At 66.7% G+C, this 16,690-nt stretch carries 15 protein-coding genes; 8 read left to right on the top strand and 7 right to left on the bottom strand.

Features of this window, described 5'->3' with window-relative positions; translation table 11 throughout:
* Positions 1 to 190: 190 nt before the first annotated feature.
* A complete protein-coding gene (locus ACLML9_RS20985) occupies positions 191 to 1,042 on the top strand; it encodes an SDR family oxidoreductase (RefSeq protein ID WP_411947130.1) in 852 nt (283 codons plus the stop codon).
* Positions 1,043 to 1,099: 57 nt separating this feature from the next.
* On the opposite strand, the gene ACLML9_RS20980 is transcribed toward ACLML9_RS20985, so the two are convergent.
* A complete protein-coding gene (locus ACLML9_RS20980; RefSeq protein ID WP_411947129.1) occupies positions 1,100 to 3,004 on the bottom strand; it encodes a glycosyltransferase in 1,905 nt (634 codons plus the stop codon).
* Between the two features lie 75 nt (positions 3,005 to 3,079).
* Complete coding sequence (locus ACLML9_RS20975) at positions 3,080 to 3,622, bottom strand: GtrA family protein (protein WP_265803019.1); 543 nt, start codon at positions 3,620 to 3,622, stop codon at positions 3,080 to 3,082.
* Between the two features lie 98 nt (positions 3,623 to 3,720).
* Between ACLML9_RS20975 and ACLML9_RS20970 the strand changes: the two genes are divergently transcribed.
* Both ACLML9_RS20970 and ACLML9_RS20965 read left to right on the top strand, forming a co-directional pair.
* Positions 3,721 to 4,716, top strand: a complete 996-nt coding sequence (locus tag ACLML9_RS20970; RefSeq protein WP_411947128.1) for a glycosyltransferase — start codon at positions 3,721 to 3,723, stop codon at positions 4,714 to 4,716.
* On the top strand, positions 4,713 to 6,230 hold the full coding sequence (locus tag ACLML9_RS20965; protein WP_411947127.1) for a DUF2142 domain-containing protein: 1,518 nt from the start codon (positions 4,713 to 4,715) through the stop codon (positions 6,228 to 6,230). The genes ACLML9_RS20970 and ACLML9_RS20965 overlap by 4 nt, the downstream gene beginning before the upstream one ends.
* A 58-nt stretch (positions 6,231 to 6,288) precedes the next feature.
* On the opposite strand, the gene rfbB is transcribed toward ACLML9_RS20965, so the two are convergent.
* Positions 6,289 to 7,299: a dTDP-glucose 4,6-dehydratase gene (rfbB, locus tag ACLML9_RS20960; RefSeq protein WP_411947126.1), complete on the bottom strand. Its 1,011-nt coding sequence runs from the start codon at positions 7,297 to 7,299 to the stop codon at positions 6,289 to 6,291.
* 304 nt (positions 7,300 to 7,603) lie between these two features.
* Here rfbB and ACLML9_RS20955 point away from each other — a divergent pair, with 304 nt between their 5' ends.
* Positions 7,604 to 8,323 carry a hypothetical protein gene (locus tag ACLML9_RS20955; protein ID WP_411947125.1) on the top strand — a complete coding sequence of 240 codons (720 nt, stop codon included), beginning with the start codon at positions 7,604 to 7,606 and terminating at the stop codon, positions 8,321 to 8,323.
* Between the two features lie 70 nt (positions 8,324 to 8,393).
* Positions 8,394 to 9,215 carry an LLM class F420-dependent oxidoreductase gene (locus ACLML9_RS20950; protein ID WP_411947124.1) on the top strand — a complete coding sequence of 274 codons (822 nt, stop codon included), beginning with the start codon at positions 8,394 to 8,396 and terminating at the stop codon, positions 9,213 to 9,215.
* 4 nt (positions 9,216 to 9,219) lie between these two features.
* Here the strand turns inward: ACLML9_RS20950 and ACLML9_RS20945 are convergent, their stop codons facing one another.
* Together ACLML9_RS20945 and ACLML9_RS20940 are read right to left on the bottom strand one after the other, a co-directional pair.
* Positions 9,220 to 11,172: a hypothetical protein gene (locus ACLML9_RS20945; RefSeq protein WP_411947132.1), complete on the bottom strand. Its 1,953-nt coding sequence runs from the start codon at positions 11,170 to 11,172 to the stop codon at positions 9,220 to 9,222.
* 69 nt (positions 11,173 to 11,241) lie between these two features.
* Positions 11,242 to 12,282, bottom strand: coding sequence for an ATP-grasp domain-containing protein (locus tag ACLML9_RS20940; protein WP_245713248.1), 1,041 nt, complete (start codon positions 12,280 to 12,282; stop codon positions 11,242 to 11,244).
* Positions 12,283 to 12,830: 548 nt separating this feature from the next.
* Between ACLML9_RS20940 and rfbA the strand changes: the two genes are divergently transcribed.
* Complete coding sequence (rfbA, locus tag ACLML9_RS20935) at positions 12,831 to 13,703, top strand: glucose-1-phosphate thymidylyltransferase RfbA (protein ID WP_030524319.1); 873 nt, start codon at positions 12,831 to 12,833, stop codon at positions 13,701 to 13,703.
* Positions 13,704 to 13,711: 8 nt separating this feature from the next.
* On the top strand, positions 13,712 to 14,266 hold the full coding sequence (locus ACLML9_RS20930) for a dTDP-4-dehydrorhamnose 3,5-epimerase family protein (protein ID WP_411947123.1): 555 nt from the start codon (positions 13,712 to 13,714) through the stop codon (positions 14,264 to 14,266).
* A gap of 116 nt (positions 14,267 to 14,382) precedes the next feature.
* Here ACLML9_RS20930 and ACLML9_RS20925 read toward each other — a convergent pair whose 3' ends face one another.
* The gene (locus tag ACLML9_RS20925; protein ID WP_411947122.1) at positions 14,383 to 14,919 is read right to left on the bottom strand and encodes a DUF4282 domain-containing protein; all 537 of its coding nucleotides are present in this window, start codon (positions 14,917 to 14,919) and stop codon (positions 14,383 to 14,385) included.
* 285 nt (positions 14,920 to 15,204) lie between these two features.
* Here ACLML9_RS20925 and ACLML9_RS20920 point away from each other — a divergent pair, with 285 nt between their 5' ends.
* Positions 15,205 to 15,702: a hypothetical protein gene (locus ACLML9_RS20920; RefSeq protein ID WP_030524322.1), complete on the top strand. Its 498-nt coding sequence runs from the start codon at positions 15,205 to 15,207 to the stop codon at positions 15,700 to 15,702.
* A gap of 107 nt (positions 15,703 to 15,809) precedes the next feature.
* Here ACLML9_RS20920 and ACLML9_RS20915 read toward each other — a convergent pair whose 3' ends face one another.
* A complete protein-coding gene (locus ACLML9_RS20915) occupies positions 15,810 to 16,238 on the bottom strand; it encodes a GtrA family protein (RefSeq protein WP_411947131.1) in 429 nt (142 codons plus the stop codon).
* Positions 16,239 to 16,690: the final 452 nt, after the last annotated feature.

Below are 16,690 nucleotides of genomic sequence, written 5' to 3'. Positions count from 1 at the left end.
CATGATCCCCGGCCGCCTCCGCGATCCGGCGGCGGCCGCGCGCCCGGCTCCGGTGTCCGGTCGGCCCTCTGCCCGACACCCGCGCATCCGATCGCGCGGTCCCTGGGCATGCACGGACCTGTTGCCTACGCTCGAAGCGCAGCGCCGAACGCACGGCGGTCGGCGCCCGCGACCAACAGGAGGGCAGGCAATGACAGCTACCGGAGACAAACCGCTGAGCGGCCGGACGATGATCATGTCCGGCGGCAGCCGCGGGATCGGGCTGGAGATCGCCAAACGGGCGGCCGCCGACGGCGCGAATATCACGCTGATCGCCAAAACCGATCGGCCCCATCCCAAACTGCCGGGCACGATCCACACCGCCGCCGCGGAACTGGAGGCGGCGGGGGCGACCGTACTGCCGTTCGTCGGCGATGTGCGGATCGACGAATCGGTCGCCGAGGCGGTCCGGCTGACCACCGAGCGCTTCGGCGGTATCGATATCGTGGTCAACAACGCCTCCGCCATCGATCTGTCCCCCACCGATTCGCTGGCGATGAAGCGATACGACCTCATGCAGGACATCAACTGCCGCGGCACTTTCCTGCTGTCCAAGCTGTGCATTCCAGCGCTGCGCGACTCCGCCGCCGCCGGCCGCAATCCGCATATCCTCACGCTGTCGCCGCCACTGAACCTGGACCCCGAATGGGCCGGATCCTCCCTGGGCTACACCATCGCCAAGTACGGGATGTCGCTGACCACGCTGGGGCTGGCCGAGGAACTGAAATCCGACGGTGTCGGCGTCAATTCGCTCTGGCCGCGCACCACGATCGCGACCGCGGCCGTACGCAATCTGCTCGGTGGTGAGGAGATGGTCCGTACCTCCCGGACCCCGGATATCTACGCCGACGCCGCCTACCTGGTACTCACCTCACCGGCCACCGAGACGACCGGCAATTTCTTCATCGACGACGACGTGCTCGCCACCCACGGCATCACCGACCTGGACAAGTACCGGGTGACCCCGGGCGACGAACCCCTCACCACCGACCTGTTCCTCTGACGACCACGGGCCACGCCGCGGATACGGCGTGGCCCGTTCGGGCAGAACGCGTCCGGGTCAGTTCCGGTCGGCGTCGATCCCGTACAGCCGCTCCCAGTTCTCCCGGCTGGTGAGTTCGGCGTGCGCGGCGCGGTAGCGCTGCTGCAGGCCCGGCAGTTCCTTGTACAGCCGGCGCAGTACCCGCATCGTGCGCAGCAGCAGGGCGCGCGCGGTCGCCTTGTCGCGCTTGCGGACCCGGACCCCGGACTGGGAGGCATCGGTGACCACGACATGGTCGAACAGCGAGACATGCCACCAGTGCGCGTCTTCGCGGGTGACCCCGACCACCCCGTACTGGACCTTGCCGGTCCACTGCTGGATCGCGCGTTTGATCAGCACCGCCAGCAGCCGGCTGGGTTCGCCGCCGGCCCGCCGCACGCGGATCTCGGAGGAGTCCACCGGCGGCGTCGCCGCGGGATGTTTCACGGTCTCGGTGTAGTCGGCGCGACTGGTCCGGGCCCGTTTCAGCGGCTCGATACCGCCGTCCCGCAGGATCGACGGTCCCGACAGGAAGTCCTCTATGCCCTGCAGGGTGGTGTGCGCGAGCCCGTACTGCATCGCGACCAGGTATTCGGAAATATTCCGGAAGAGCTGCCGGGTGACCGTGCCCGGGTTCAGGTCCGCGTGCATCGCGCTGACGATCAGCGAGTTGCGGGTGCTGAAGTACCGCGCCCAGTCGTCGAAGTCCTTCCAGTAGAAGTCCGCGTGCCAGACCGCCGCATTGGGCAGCGTGACCGTGACGAACCCGTGTTCGCGGGCGCGGACCCCGTACTCGACATCGTCCCACTGGAAGAAGATCGGCAGCGGGAGCCCGATCTTCTTCACCACCTCGGCCGGGATGAGGCAGGTCCACCAGGCGTTGTATCCGGCGTCGACGCGGCGTTCCTGGTTCTTCTTCAGCATGCTGGTGTTGCGCAGCGCCTTGGGCACCTTCTGGCCGTGCATGAGCCGGTGCAGGTGCACGTCCTCGGCCCCGACGTTCAGGTAGTCGGGGTTGAGCAGGAACAACATCTGCGCACCGACCAGCGTCGGTTCCACGGTGAGGTTGGCGAAGGCCTGCAACCGCAGCACGGTCTCGGGTTCGCAGAGGATATCGTCGTCCATGAGGATGACGTCGGCGTGTTCGTTGGCCGCGGACACCTCGTACAGTCCGCGGGTGAAACCGCCCGCCCCGCCCAGATTGGGCTGGCGGATGTAGCGCAGTTTGTCCCCGAACATGGACCGCGTGGCCTGGTACAGCGGCCGGTTCTCCACCAGATCGGTGCCCTGGTCCACCACGTACACCGCGTCGAGCGAGCCGAGGACGGTCTGGTCGGAGGCCAGTGCGGCGATGGTCTCGGCGCAGTCCTGGGCACGGTTGAAGGTGCAGATGGCGATGGCGACCGGGCGTACGGTTTCGGGCGCGGTCGCGGTCCAGGTGAGTTCGGAGATCTCCAGGTCGCCACCGACGGCTTCGAACTCCAGCCATAGGGCCCCGCCGTCGACGAACTGGTCCAGCGGCGCGGTCAGGGTCAGCGGGCCGCTGGCGGTGACCTCGGCGGTGCCGACGATCCGGCGGTGCCCGGCGATATCGGAGGCCACGATCCGCACCCTGGCGTGCTTGCCGATCTGCAGGATCATTGTGGCCTGCACCTCGGTGACCACGGTCCAGCGCTGCCAGTAGCTGGCGGCGAAACGGCCGAAGTAGGTGTTGGTGTGCGCGGTCGAGCCCTTGTCCAGGCGCAGACTCATCCGGTCGCGGGTGGCACGGCCCTTGACCACCGCGTACAGCTCGTCGCTGATCTTCGCCGAGGGCCCGGTGAAGATGCCCCGGGCGAGCACCAGTCTGCGCGGAGCCCGGTGGTGTTCGGCGCGCAGCGACTCCGGCGCGACCGTAGCGTGATCGTTCGTCTCGGTAACGGCCTGCATAGCCGACTGGTCCATGAAGTCCTCGAAATCCTCATTGTGCCGACGGGACAGACATGTCCCTGAATACGGTTCGCGGCGGGCCCGAGGATATCAATCAGCCACGCCGGTCGCCCGGTTGGTCGTTTCCCGATCGGGTTCACCGGTAAACACGAACTTGTCATAAGCCCAATACCGGAACACCACGGCAACGATCTGACCGACCAGTGTTCCAGAGATATTGTCCGCCAGCGGAGTGGCCAGATCCAGGATGTACCTGGAGAAACCCAGGCAACCCAATTGCAGTCCGATCGCGATCACATTGATCACCGCGTACGACAGGTACTCCCGGGCCGGACTGCCGGACTGCTTGTGCGAGAAGGTCCACCACTTGTTGCCGAAGTAGGTGACCACCGTGGCCACCGCGATGGCGATGATCTTGGCGGGCAACGGGATGTCGTGCATGAGACCCTCGCCACCCCAGGCGCCCAGATCGAACACCAGCAGGTTGTAGGTCCCCGCATCGACCAGGAAGCCGACCACGCCGACGACCAGGAACGCCGCACTCTGCCGCAGCCCGGTCCGCAGGCGTTCGGCGAGCGAACGGGGGGCCGGCGCGTCGGCGGCGACAGCGGCCGTTGACTCACCAGATGACACGCGCCGACGGTACCGCAGTGACCTGAGCCATCCTCTCCGGCGGGGACCCGGTACTCTCCCGGTGTTCCCATATCCGTCGATTTCGAGGATTTGACCAGGTGGAATCCACCGAACTGCGTATTGCCGCCGTCGTCCCGTGTCACAACGAAGAAGCATCGGTGGCCAAGGTCGTCACCGATCTGAAGGCCGCGGTCCCCGGAATTGTCGTGTATGTGTACGACAATCTCAGCACCGACGCCACCGCTGAGAAGGCCCGGGCCGCCGGGGCGATCGTGCGCGCGGAGCGGGCCAAGGGCAAGGGCAATGTGGTACGCCGCGCTTTCGCCGATATCGAAGCAGATATCTATCTCATGATCGACGGCGACGACACCTACGAGGCGTCCGCGGCGCCGGCGATGATCGAAACCCTGCTGTCGGGCCCGTACGATCATGTCCTCGGCGTCCGGAAACAGGACGAGACGGGATCGGCCTACCGGGCGGGCCACGAGACCGGGAACAAAGTCCTCAACGGTGTGGTGGGCAAGGTTTTCGGCGAGAACGTCGAGGATATGCTCAGCGGTTTCCGCGTCTTCTCCCGGCGCTTCGTGAAGAGTTTCCCCGCCGTCTCCCGGGAATTCGAGATCGAAACCGAACTCACCGTGCACTCACTGCACCTGCGGGTCCCGCAGACCGCGGTACCGGTGGGATTCCGGGACCGCCCGGCCGGCAGCGAGAGCAAATTGCGTACCTACCACGACGGTTTCAAGATCCTGGCGCTCATCGCCGGATTGGCCCGCCACGAGCGCCCGGTCGCCTTCTACGGCCTGCTCGGTACCGTGAGCTGGCTCATCTCGGTGGTGCTGACCGTCCCGATCATCATCGAGTACTACGACACCCACACCGTGCCCCGCTTCCCGACCCTGTTCCTGGCCTGCACCCTGCTGCTGGTCGGTTTCCTGGCCTGGACCGCCGGTCTGATCCTGGACGGTATCCGCCGGTCCCGGCACGAGGCGGCACGGCTGATCTATCTCCGCTACGAGGCCCCCGGCGCGAGCGTCGCGGCGACAACCGGTGCCTACCGGATCGATCAGGTGGCGGCCGGGGACATCCGTTGACCGCCGAGACCGCGACCCGCCCTGCCGGAGAGCAGGCCGCGGGTCGTTCCGTCCTGGCCGGTCCCCGGCGCGCCGGGGAGGTCCTGCTGCGCCGGATGGGCCCGGCCACCGTCGCGTTCACCCTGCTGGCCGGGATTTTCGGGCTCGTGTTCGCGGTGATGAGCCCGCCGTTCTGGGGGCACGACGAAATCACCCAGTTCGGGCGCGCCTACCAGGTGGCCCACGGCGGCCTGACCCCCACCCGGATCGACGACGACCGCGGCGTCGCCTACGGCGGTGAGGTGCCGGCGGCGGTCGAAGCGCTGATGGGCTACGCCATCGACGACTACACCCACAACCCGGGCGAACCGTACCCCGATGTGGCCGATCCCGCCGCCTACCAGCGGCTGAACGATGCCCCGGTCACCGACGAACGCAAGATCATCTGGTTCACCAACACCGCCGCCTACTCCGCGGTCCCCTACGTCCCCAGTGCGATCGGTATCGGATTCGCCGAACTGATCGACGCCGATGCCGGCACCATGGTGCGCCTCACCCGGTTGTCCGGGCTGGCCGCCTACCTGCTCGTGGTCGGCTTCGCCCTGTGGGCGTTGCGCGCGCACCGCATCCAGTGGCTGGCCTTCACCGTGGCCGTATTGCCCATCGCGGTGTTCCAGGCCGGGACGATCACCGCCGACACCCTCACCAACGCCCTGGCCGTCCTGGTGTCGGCGCTCCTGGTGAAGGGCCTTTTCCTCGGGGTCCGGCTGGGCCGGGTGGAAACCGTCGCGGTGCTGGGTACCGCGATCGCGCTGCCGCTGTGCAAACCCACGTATGTACTGCTCGCCATGCTGGTGGTGTTGATTCCGGCCGAGCGGATGGGCCTGACCGGTTGGCGCCGGCGGCTCACCTGGGTGTGCGCGGCGATCGGCGCGATGGGGTTCGCGGTGTGGATGAAGATCGCCGCGCCCACCGGCGAGGGCACCAGCCTGATGCGGCCCCCGCACCAGTGGTACACCGTGGATACCGGCGAGCAGTTGATCGGCATCATCACCGACCCGTTCGGCTTCCTGCGCACCTTCTGGGAGAGCATTCTGCGGCGTGACCAGGAGTGGTTCAACGAATTCTTCGGGGAACTCGGTTTCGCCTATATCGACGTGCCGGCCACCGCTATCGTGGCCTGCCTGCTGGCCTTCGCGGTGAGCGTGGGCATGGCGGAACGCTTCGATCGCCCGGATTTCCGGCGCACGCTGGTGGTGGCGCTGACCATGGCGGCCAGTGTCGCGATGATCTACGTCACCCTCTACATGTCGTTCACCCCGGTCGGCTACTATATCATCGACGGTGTCCAGGGCCGCTACTTCGTGCCGCTGGCGATCGTGTCGTTCGCGGTACTGCTGCGCTGGATGCCCTTCCGCCTCCGCGGACCCGGCGACCGCGAACCCGGCCGCTACGCCGCGGTGACCGTCGTCGTCGCCGCCCTGATCGCCCTGATCGTCTCGGTGGCGAAGTACCACATCTACGTCTGGGCCTGACAGCGACCGGAATCGCACCGGATACGCCCGGTCCGCGCTACGGCCGGACCGGGCGTTGTCACGGCACGCTGATGGTTCGTTCCCCCGCGTCGGCGTAGGCCCGCTCGGTAGCGGCTTTCACCGGGCGCCACCAGGATTCGTTCGCGCGGTACCAGGCGACCGTGGCCGATAGTCCCGCCCGGAAGTCCGCGTAGCGCGGCTGCCAGCCGAGTTCGGCACGGAGCGGGCCCGCGTCTATCGCATAGCGCTGGTCGTGTCCGGCGCGGTCGGTGACATGGTCGAAATCGCCCGGGTCCCGCCCGAATTCGGCGAGCAGCAGTTCCACCACCGTCCGATTGTCCAGTTCACCGTCGGCCCCGATCAGATAGGTGCGGCCGATCCGCCCCCGATCGAGAACATCCCAGACCGCACGATTGTGGTCCTCCACATGAATCCAGTCGCGGACCTGATGTCCGGCGCCGTAGAGCCGGGGGCGCACCCCGTCGATCAGATTGGTGATCTGGCGCGGAATGAACTTCTCCACATGCTGGTACGGCCCGTAGTTGTTGGAGCAGTTCGACAGCGTGGCGCGCAGACCGAAGGAACGCACCCAGGCGCGCACCAACATATCGCTGGCGGCCTTGGTCGCCGAGTACGGGCTCGACGGGTTGTAGGCGGTGCGTTCGGAGAACGGGGGGTCGTCGGGGCCCAGATCCCCGTACACCTCGTCGGTGGAGACATGGTGGTACCGCACATCGTGGCGGCGGACAGCCTGCAGCAGCGAATAGGTGCCGACGATATTGGTCTGCACGAACGGCCAGGGTTCGGCCAGCGAGTTGTCGTTGTGTGATTCGGCGGCGAAATGGACCACCGCGTCCACTCCACTCACCAGTTCGTCGACCAGGTCCAGGTCGGCGATATCGCCGTGGACGAAGTCGATCCGATCGGCCACCGGGTCGAGCGAGGCCCGGTTGCCCGCGTAGGTGAGCGCGTCCAGCACGGTCACCGTCGTATCCGGCCGCTCGGCGACCGTGTGCTGGACGAAGTTGGCTCCGATGAACCCGGCTCCACCGGTCACGAGTAGACGCACCCGTTCACTCTACGTCCTGGTCGCCGGGCCGGGCAGCGCTCGGTGGCCCGGCCGCGGCCGGGGCACGGTGCCGGCATCCGATATCCGCGCCGGAAGTCGGCGCGGCCGACGACGCAGGCCGATCCGGAACACGATATTTTCCGAAACGGTAAGCGAAAGAGCGCTTTTCGTGACCCCGTCGACCGGAGGTCGCTGCCCGGCCGATAACCTTTTTGTCTGGATTCGGCCGGACCCCACCGGGTGGCCGCTTCCGTTCGATTGACACATTTCTGTGCCCGCACTCCCATATGAGGTGAATACATACATGCTCGTCAGGAGTTTGACCACGATGTCGACGCTGCTCATCGCCGCACTCGGCATCGCATCCGGCAGTGCCCACGCCGCGCCCACCGACCTGCCGGCGCCGGTCGGCTTCACCGCGGAGGTTGTGGACGGGCGTTCCGTCGTCACCACCGATTCGGGGTCCATGGTGGTCGAGGACGGTACTTTCAAGATCAAAGCTGCCGATGGCACGGTAGTGGCCGGCACGCCGCTGACCTTCCGGCTCGACGATTTCGAGTTCCCCATCGCGGCGGAGATCTCCGGCCACACGGCGACGCTCACCCCGCAACTCGACCCGGACCGGGCGGTATACCGACCGGCCGCGCTGCCCCATCAGGAAACAGCGCCCTGGAAAACCCCCTACGACCGTGAGGTCGCCGCCTTCACCCGGCTCAAGGACACCATCGCCACCGGGGCGGCGATCGGCACCGCGGTCGGCGGTCTGGGCGGCGCCGCGGTCGGCTGTGTGCTCGGCGGTATCGCCGGAGCGACCGTGGCCGCGGCGACCATCGTCGGGCTCTTCGGTCCGTTCGTACCGGCCGCGGTGATCGGCTGCCTCGGCGGCATCGTCGCGATCGGCGCCCTGGGCACGGTGGCCGGCCAGCTCTTCGTCACCGCCCCGGTGATCATCGGCGCGGTGATCCAGTACGTCACCACCATCAACGAACCGTTCCCGCCCAACGGGTCGGGCCCGGCCCGGTAGGCCGCGGCAGATCTCCGGCGTTGTGCCCGGCCACGAAATATTCGCGGGTGGGCACGACGTTCGGTCTGTCATGAAGATCGGCGTCAATACCTTCCTGACCGACGAGGGAATCAGCGGGACCGTGCTCGGGCCGGCACTCGAGGAACGCGGTTTCGAATCGTTATTCCTCGCCGAGCATTCGCATATTCCGGCGAGCCGGGAGTCCCCGTACCCCGGTGGCGGCGACCTCCCCCGCGTCTATTTCCGCACCCTCGATCCCTTCGTCGTACTCGGCGCGGTCGCGGCGGTCACCGACCGGCTCGTCCTGGGCACCGGGGTCACCCTGCTGATCCAGCGCGATGTCATCCACACCGCCAAGGAGGTCGCCACTCTCGACCACATCTCCGGCGGCCGTGCGGTCTTCGGCGTGGGCGTCGGCTGGAACCGCGAGGAGATGGCCGACCACGGCACCGATCCGCGCACCCGCGGCGCCCTGCTGGACGAACAACTCGCGGCGATCGTCGCGATCTGGACCCAGGACCTCGCCGAATACCACGGCGAGTTCATCGATTTCGACCCGATCTTCGCTTGGCCCAAACCGCACCGGCAGCCTCATCCGCCCATCTTCATCGGGGGCGGCGAGGCCGCGGCCCGGCGCGCGCGCCGGCACGGGGTGGGCTGGATCCCCAACGGCGTCTCCGATGCCGCCGCGGTACCGGCGCAACTCGCGGAGTTCACCGACAGCGGACTACCGGTCACGGTCACCCCGGCTCCGGCGGACCCGGCGGTACTCGACGCCTATGCCGAAGCCGGGGTGGAACGGGTGACGCTGAAACTGGAAACGCAACCGGAAGCGGATTCCCTGCGCGACCTGGACGAACTCGCGAAACTGGTCGAGCGGTACCGGGACTGAAGGGTCAGGCGGGCAATCGGTCGGCGCCCCAGCTGCGGTGGACATAGCCCACCACCCGGGCCAGCTCCTCCCGGTCCACCGAGGCCAGTTCGCCGGGCTCCAGCGGATCGAAATGGAAGATGTAGAGGCGCGAGGCGAACTGTTCGAACGGCAGCGATGCCTCCCCGAACCGTTCGCCGTGCCCGGCGGTGCCGACCACCACGCCGTCTCCCCAGTCCTGCCCGCTGTCGTTGTTCGGGTTGTAGAAATAGACCCGCATCCGCTCCTGTGGATCCAGCGCCACCCGCAGCACCGTGATCGCGTGCCAGCCGACGAATCGGGCGGCGCTGTCGGTCACCGCGACCCCGGCCGGCTGCGGGTGGATCAGCGGCTGGTTGCCGTTGTGGAACGGGTGGTAGCTCGCATAGAAATGGCGCAGGAATTCATCGAGATCGGTCAGGTTGCCGGTCGCCACATCGACGTTGATCCGGAAACCGCGCCCGGACCACCAGCCGTGGAATTCCGGGTTGATCCAGCGGTGCGGGTCGCCCTCCCGATCCACGCAACGCCGACCCATCTCCGCGTAGATCCGGTCCAGATGGGGCACGACCAGCAGCGATACCGGATCCAGGTCCACCGGTAGCTCGGTGGCGACCCCGCCGGCACTGTTACGCGAGGAGATCTGCTCACCCTCGAAATGCATGACGACCTCGTCGTCGCGCGCGGCCCAGGCCAGTGTCTGCAGGAGATAGTCGGGGTCGTTGTAGGCCCACATGGACAGCGCCCGCGCGGACTGACAGGTCGGGTTGTCGCCCTGGCCGATACCGAGCGGCAGCCCGAGTACCGACAACATGCCCGCCAGCAACCGGGTGCGGGGGGCCGGATCCGGTCCGAAGGCCTGTGTCAGGCGCTGCTGCGAATGCGCCGACAGTTGCAGCGCCATCTGCCGCCACAGGGCGGGGGCGACCGGGGGCTGGTACAGGATGCCGCGTTCCAGCATCAGTGCCAGCCCGTAGATACACTGCGCCGTCTCGACGTGCACGGCCTCGTCGATCAGCTGCCGCACCAGTTCGTGGTAGCAGAGCAGGCATTCGCGCCCGGTACTGGACAATCCCAGCGCCTCGCCCAGCAGGTACTCGCCCTTGCTCAGCAGAAAGCGCAACAGGACGGCGTGGTACGGCGACACCAGGCCGGTATCGTGCATCGAGCGCGCGAAACCCGCTGTCTCGTACTGCAGTGCGCTGTCGTCCATGGTTTCCAGCCGGGCGCGATACACCTCGACACCGGGGTCCTCACGGCAGGAGTCGGTGGTGCCGTACAGGCTGCTGATCAGCCGGTCCGCGCCCAACCCGCCGGCGCCCAGATCGATATCCGGATTACTGCGCGCCACCGCGATCTGGGTGATCATCCGTTTCACCGAGTCGACCTGGATCGGGCGCTGCCGCAGGATCCGCCAGATCTCGTCGACCAGACTCTCCAGTACCTTCTCGTAGCCCACCTCCTCCACCAGGTGCCGCAGCAACTCCCGCGGCACCTGGGCCATCCGTCCCTGCTGGGTCCGCTCGGCCTCGGACGGAGGGGTGAACAGCAACGACAGATTGATGGCGAGCACCTGCGACACATGGTGGTGGGCCTGCTCCGCGGAAATCTGCGGATGCACGTACGCGCCTTTGGCGACCTCCAGCAACCGCAGATTGCTCACCGTCTCCAGGACGACGGTGTCCGGGTTGGTGCTGCGCAGCGAGCCGCTGCTCAGCGACGGGATGAGGATCTGCGGCCGCGCCCAGTCGGTGCCGAGGAACAGTCCGGCGGTATCCAGCCGCGCCGCACGCGACCGCACCGCGGCGCAGCCTCCGGGCAGCAGCAGTACTCGGCGCAGCGCGCCGAATACCCGCGACAGCTTGACCTGCTTACCGAAATCACCGGCGTCCGCAAGTGCCTGGGTGGCGTCGTCCAATCGGGCCAGATGCCCGTCCATGGACTCCCCACCGCTGCTGAGTGGACTCAATCGCCGAACCTCCCCGACGAACCCGTTGCCGACAACGGATCAAATATAGAAATCGAGTTCTTCCTGCCTTTTCAACAGGTCCCGGAGAGTGTACGGGTCCTCTCCGAAGAAGTACAGAAGACCCCAATGGTTTCCGAAAGCCGTACGTTTCATCACTTTCTCGGTCAGCGGAGCGGTGAGCTCGTGTGAATCGAAATATTCGTGATCCTCGGTCTCCTCCGGGACCGACAATCGGCTGACCACCCGCCGGCGTGGGTAGACCCCGAAGGTGCCCGCATGCCCTTTGGCGTCGACCACCTCCTCCGGGAAGAATTCCGTTATCTCCTCTTCCGTCGTCTTGGGGTCGAACGCGAGCACCAGCCCGTGGTAGGCGTTGAAACCGTACGCCCGCTCCAGCAACTCGAACACCTTGAATCCCGGCGGCCGGTAGGCGACCTCACCGAAATACATCTCGCCGTCACTGGTCACGAAATACTCGGGATGGACGAAACCGAATTCGATATCGAACGTCTTGATGAGCCGTTCCACCTGGCGAGTTATCTCCGGCCGGTACTTCTCCAGTTCCGGGGTCGCCGGGACGAAAACCGAGTAGCCGAGTGTCACATATTCCGAAATATTCAGGAATCGTATTTTGCCGTCGTGGATCCATGCCTCGACCGCGAATTCCCAGCCGTCGAGATGGGACTCCATCAGTACCGGGAATTCGTCGTCGGGGATGGTCTCGATCTCGTCGGGCGTACGGATGACCCGGTGACCGAGGCAACCGGCCTTGTCGAACGCCTTGATGTGGATGGGGTCGTTGGGGTCGCCGTCGAGTTTCATCAGTGTCTGGTTGACCCGTTTCAGGAAACGGATCACGTCGTCACGCTCGTGCGCTTCCTCGAAGATTCCCACTCTGATACCGCCGAGCTGTGCGCGGCGTTTCATCAGAGCTTTGTCCCGCAGCAACATGGCCTGACCGAAGAGCCGCGGGTTGTCCATCAGTACAGAATTTATTGCCCCCGCCCATTCGACGGTTTCCTCGAAGATCGGGATGGCGACGTCGACACCCATATCACGCAACGTCTCGGCGATTTCCACCGAACGTTCGTTCAGCCTTTCGAAATTCCAGCGGATATAGGGTATCCCATGCTCGGCACAGTATCCCTCCGCCCATTCCGGGGCCACCACCACGTAACGCCTGTCGAAGCGGTCTATCGCCTCGACCGCATTGAGACTCCACCCCAAAAGCGCTACATACCCCTTGTCCGGGTTTCGTTTTCTCGCGTCCACAGCCGGAACCGACAAAGCCTCTCCCCTCTCAATCCTATTTCGCACCTATCAGATCTCGAGGGCGCAATATCACGGCCGTACACGGAAAACCGCACCGGCACGGAATTCGGGCGGATACTCGACCGAATCCTCAACCAAAATATCGAGACGGATCTGGATCGGACCCCTGTATCGCCCTCATTGTCGATGAGTACCCAGAAAGCGCGCCACCAAACGGCGCCGGGGCGCGGCGGGCCCGTCCATCGCGCGTGGACGGCGCTCGCCCGCGGGCCCGGCACCGGCCCGCCGCACTCGACGGCGCGGCGAAGCACCGCCGCACGCAGCCGCACTCACCCGGGCTGGCACACTCACCGAACATGCGCGGAATCATTCTGGCGGGCGGCACCGGGTCGCGTTTGCATCCGATCACGCGCGGGGTGAGCAAACAGCTGGTCCCGGTCTACGACAAACCGATGGTCTACTACCCGCTGTCCACTCTCATGCTGGCCGGGATCCGGGACATCCTGGTGATCACCACACCCGAGGACGCCGAATCCTTCAAGCGCCTACTGGGTGACGGCTCCCAGTTCGGCATCGCGATCGACTACGTCGTACAGCCGGTGCCCGACGGCCTGGCCCGGGCATTCGTACTGGGCGCCGAGCATATCGGCGGCGATCCGGCCGCACTGGTGCTGGGCGACAACATCTTCCACGGACCCGGGCTCGGCACCAGCCTGAACCGGTTCGCCGAGATCGACGGCGGCGCCATCTTCGCCTATCGGGTATCCGATCCGACCGCCTACGGCGTGGTCGAATTCGCCGACGGCAAGGCGATTTCCATCGAGGAGAAACCCAAGCTGCCCCGGTCCAACTATGCTGTACCGGGACTGTATTTCTACGACAACGATGTGGTGGAGATCGCGCGCGGGCTGCGCCCCTCCGGCCGCGGCGAATACGAGATCAGCGATATCAACCGGGCTTATCTGGAGGCGGGCAAACTCCGTGTCGATGTGCTGGCCCGCGGTACCGCCTGGCTGGACACCGGCACCTTCGACTCACTGCTGGACGCGGCCAACTACGTCCGCACCATCGAGGAGCGGCAGGGCCTGAAGATCGGAGTGCCCGAAGAGGTCGCGTGGCGAATGGGCTATATCGACGACGAGCAACTCTGCCTGCTCGCCGACCCGCTCACCCGTTCCGGTTACGGTAAGTACCTGCTCGATCTGCTCGAGCACGGACGAAGTTGGTGAGTGGGTAGATGCGGATCAGTGAGATGTCGGTCCCCGGCGCCTGGGTTTTCACACCGAGAATCCACGGCGACGACCGGGGCGCCTTCGCCGAGACCTTCCGGGCCTCGGAGTTCGAGAAGGCCACCGGCCGGTCCTTCGATCTGCGGCAGGTCAACACCTCGGTTTCGGCCGCCGGCGTCCTGCGCGGCATCCACTACACCGACAATCCGCCCGGTCAGGCCAAATACGTGACCTGCGGGCGCGGCGCCTTCCTCGACGTCGTCGTCGATCTGCGGCCCGGCTCCCCCACCTTCGGCCGCTGGGACAGCGTGCTGCTCGACGAGGTGGACCGCCGGTCGGTGTTCCTGTCCGAAGGGCTCGGGCACGCGGTGCTGTCACTGCAGGACGATTCGGTCCTCACCTATCTGTGCTCACTCGAGTACAGCCCCGAGCACGACCACGATCTGGACGCCTTCGATCCGGACCTGGCGATCGACTGGCCGGAGACCGGCCGTGACGGGCAGCAGCTCACCTTTCTGCGCTCCCCGAAGGATGCCGCGGCCCCCCGGCTGCGGGACCGCTGAACCGGACAGTCGTGCCACCGCCGATCGAGCCCCGCGCGCAGTCGGGTCATGCGGCCGTCCGGTATCGGTGATCTGCCCTACTACCGGCCGCCAGTGCTATTACGGGGGGTACGGAGTTATTTACGCGACCCCCGGCGGAAACGCCAGAACTGCACCGCCCGCACGTCTTCGGAGAGCTGGTTCACCGGTTCGGCCACCTCGGACAGCACCTGGAACAGGTCGTCGGCGAGATCGCTGATGTGTTCCACCCGGGTCGCCAGCCGGGAGGCGTTCACCAGGAACTCCAGGAAGAGACGGACCGCGGCGGCGATCGTCAGCGCGAAAGGCAGCGCCAGCAGGGCCGACAGCACTCCGAGCAACGCCGAGATACGCCAGGCCAGCACGGTCGGCACCACCGGCACGGTCACCGCGAAGACCAGTCCGAGCAGGTAGACAAGCGGTAGCAACGTCCTGGTGGCGGGCCGGCGGAACTGCACATCCAGGAGCCCGCGGACCGCATCGGCGCCCCAGTGCCGGACCGACCGGGCACCGGGTTCGTCCTCGGCGGCGGCCGCGTCGGTGAAGCGTTGCGCGGCCTCAGCGCGCCAACTGAGCTTCCGCCGGATTCGCCGACCAGGCGAATCCGCAGTATCGTCCTCCTCCGGCGGTCTCACTCCTGCGCCGGCTGTAGGAGGAACCGCCGGCTCAGGTGCTCCGGCCGCCGCCGGACCGGTTCTCGGGGATTCGTCCGCTGCCTCGCTGGCCATAACGGAATCCTTCCCGGATTGCGTGCGCGAAGCCAACCAGGATCCCGATGATCGTCCTGTACCAGTGGATGTCGACTGCTGCCACAAATGAGAGGAAGCCGACAGTCGAAAAAAATCGCTGGAACGGCGTAACGCCCCGGGCACCCGGCACCGATACGACCCATGAAAGCCGGAGCTTATCTATACCGGGGAATGGAGATGACAGTGCGTACGACGTTTCCGACTTCCGTCTCGGCGGCCGCCAAGTCCGCTGCCGCGCGGGATTACGCCCAGCGTGGCTGGACGGTCGCCGAAACGACCAACGGCCTGTGCCTGATCACCGACGCAGACCTTTCCGCCGTCGAGGTCACCGGGGAGTTGGCCGCGTCTGTCCGCAGGTATCTGCGAGCGAACAACCTGACCGGTCCGGTGATCGAGATCCCGGGCGCCGAGCGCCGGGAGATCCATCTGGTCACCGGGATGCGCAAGGCCGAACGTGCCGTCGAGGCGCTGCGGGCCGCCGGTGCGGTCGTGCACACCGACGGCGACGGCATCCCGCTGCCGCCCACCCACCTCTCGGCCGGTTCGGCCAGCTGGGGCGTGGACCCGGAGGAAGCCCGCTGGATCCCGCCGGTGGTCGCGATCGGCGCCGCCGTCCGTTCCGTGCGCGCCCGCCGGCCGCAGCGGCTGGCCAGCGTCGCCTGCGCCTGAGGCACCGGCCGCGCGCGGCCTCGGTAACACCCGGCAACCACAGAAACCGACAGCAATGAGCCCCGGAAGTCTCCGACGACCGGGGCTCGTCGCTGTGTGCGGAGAAACTAGCGGATACGGAAGATGACCAGGCGCTGGACCACGAAGTTGATCACCGTGGCCGTGCCCTGCGCGATCACATAGGCCAGCGGGACGCGCCACCACAGCCCCTCGTCGAAGGCGTGGTACAAGATCCAGTTGATACCCACCTGGACGCAGAAGGTCAGCGCGTAGAGGATCACCACCGCGACGAAACGGGCCCGGCTCGGGGCCGCGTTGAAGGTCCAGCGGCGGTTGATCAGATAAGCGGTCGTGGTGCCGGCGATGAAACCGATCGCCTTGGCCGGGTTCACGGGCAGCCCCGCCACCTCGAGCAGCAGCACATAGAGCCCGAAGTCGACCACGGCCGACAGCGCCCCGGTGACGGCGAACCGCACCAGCTGGGTCACCAGACCGATCTGCGCGCTCCCGGATCCGGCATCGTCCGGCTCGCGCACGGCGACGGCCGGCTCCTCGGCCGAGACGGGAACATCCCCGGTGCCGCCCGGCGTCACCCGGGGGCTCCGGCTCACTGCGTTGCTTTCAGGGCCCACCGACGGAAATGTACTTGTCCGGAGCCGCCCGTGGGCCCGCGGGTGCAGTTGGCCGTCCATGACCGGCGACCATCGAGCACCTACGGAGTCGTAAACCTACCCAGGTTGACCATGACCCAGGTCCCCGCGCCGCTCAATCCACTCCGGACAGTCAGCATCCGAGGTCGGGGCACGCCCCGGTTCTGGAGCGCGTGCGGCCGGCCGTCCATTGGACGGCGACCATTGAGCACTTACAGTGCGTCGACCTCCCCAGGTCGGTAGAGGCGCACGTGCCCGGACACCTCTCCTCTACTTCGGATGGTCAGCGTCCGTGGTCGGGGCCCGCCCCCGGTTCTGGAGCGACGGAGTGAGGGAGC

The sequence above is a fragment of the Nocardia sp. NPDC002869 genome, from assembly GCF_046764065.1.
GTDB classification, from domain to species: domain Bacteria; phylum Actinomycetota; class Actinomycetes; order Mycobacteriales; family Mycobacteriaceae; genus Nocardia; species Nocardia rhamnosiphila.
This window is presented reverse-complemented; position numbering and strand designations above follow the sequence as displayed.

What these genes read in the sequence shown, in the direction of transcription:
- ACLML9_RS20985 (WP_411947130.1), top strand. Translation starts at nt 191, where the DNA reads ATGACAGCTACCGGAGACAAACCGCTGAGCGGCCGGACGATGATCATG.
- ACLML9_RS20980 (WP_411947129.1), bottom strand. Translation starts at nt 3,004, where the DNA reads ATGGACCAGTCGGCTATGCAGGCCGTTACCGAGACGAACGATCACGCT.
- ACLML9_RS20955 (WP_411947125.1), top strand. Translation starts at nt 7,604, where the DNA reads ATGCTCGTCAGGAGTTTGACCACGATGTCGACGCTGCTCATCGCCGCA.
- ACLML9_RS20950 (WP_411947124.1), top strand. Translation starts at nt 8,394, where the DNA reads ATGAAGATCGGCGTCAATACCTTCCTGACCGACGAGGGAATCAGCGGG.
- ACLML9_RS20945 (WP_411947132.1), bottom strand. Translation starts at nt 11,172, where the DNA reads ATGGACGGGCATCTGGCCCGATTGGACGACGCCACCCAGGCACTTGCG.
- rfbA (WP_030524319.1), top strand. Translation starts at nt 12,831, where the DNA reads ATGCGCGGAATCATTCTGGCGGGCGGCACCGGGTCGCGTTTGCATCCG.
- ACLML9_RS20930 (WP_411947123.1), top strand. Translation starts at nt 13,712, where the DNA reads ATGCGGATCAGTGAGATGTCGGTCCCCGGCGCCTGGGTTTTCACACCG.
- ACLML9_RS20920 (WP_030524322.1), top strand. Translation starts at nt 15,205, where the DNA reads ATGGAGATGACAGTGCGTACGACGTTTCCGACTTCCGTCTCGGCGGCC.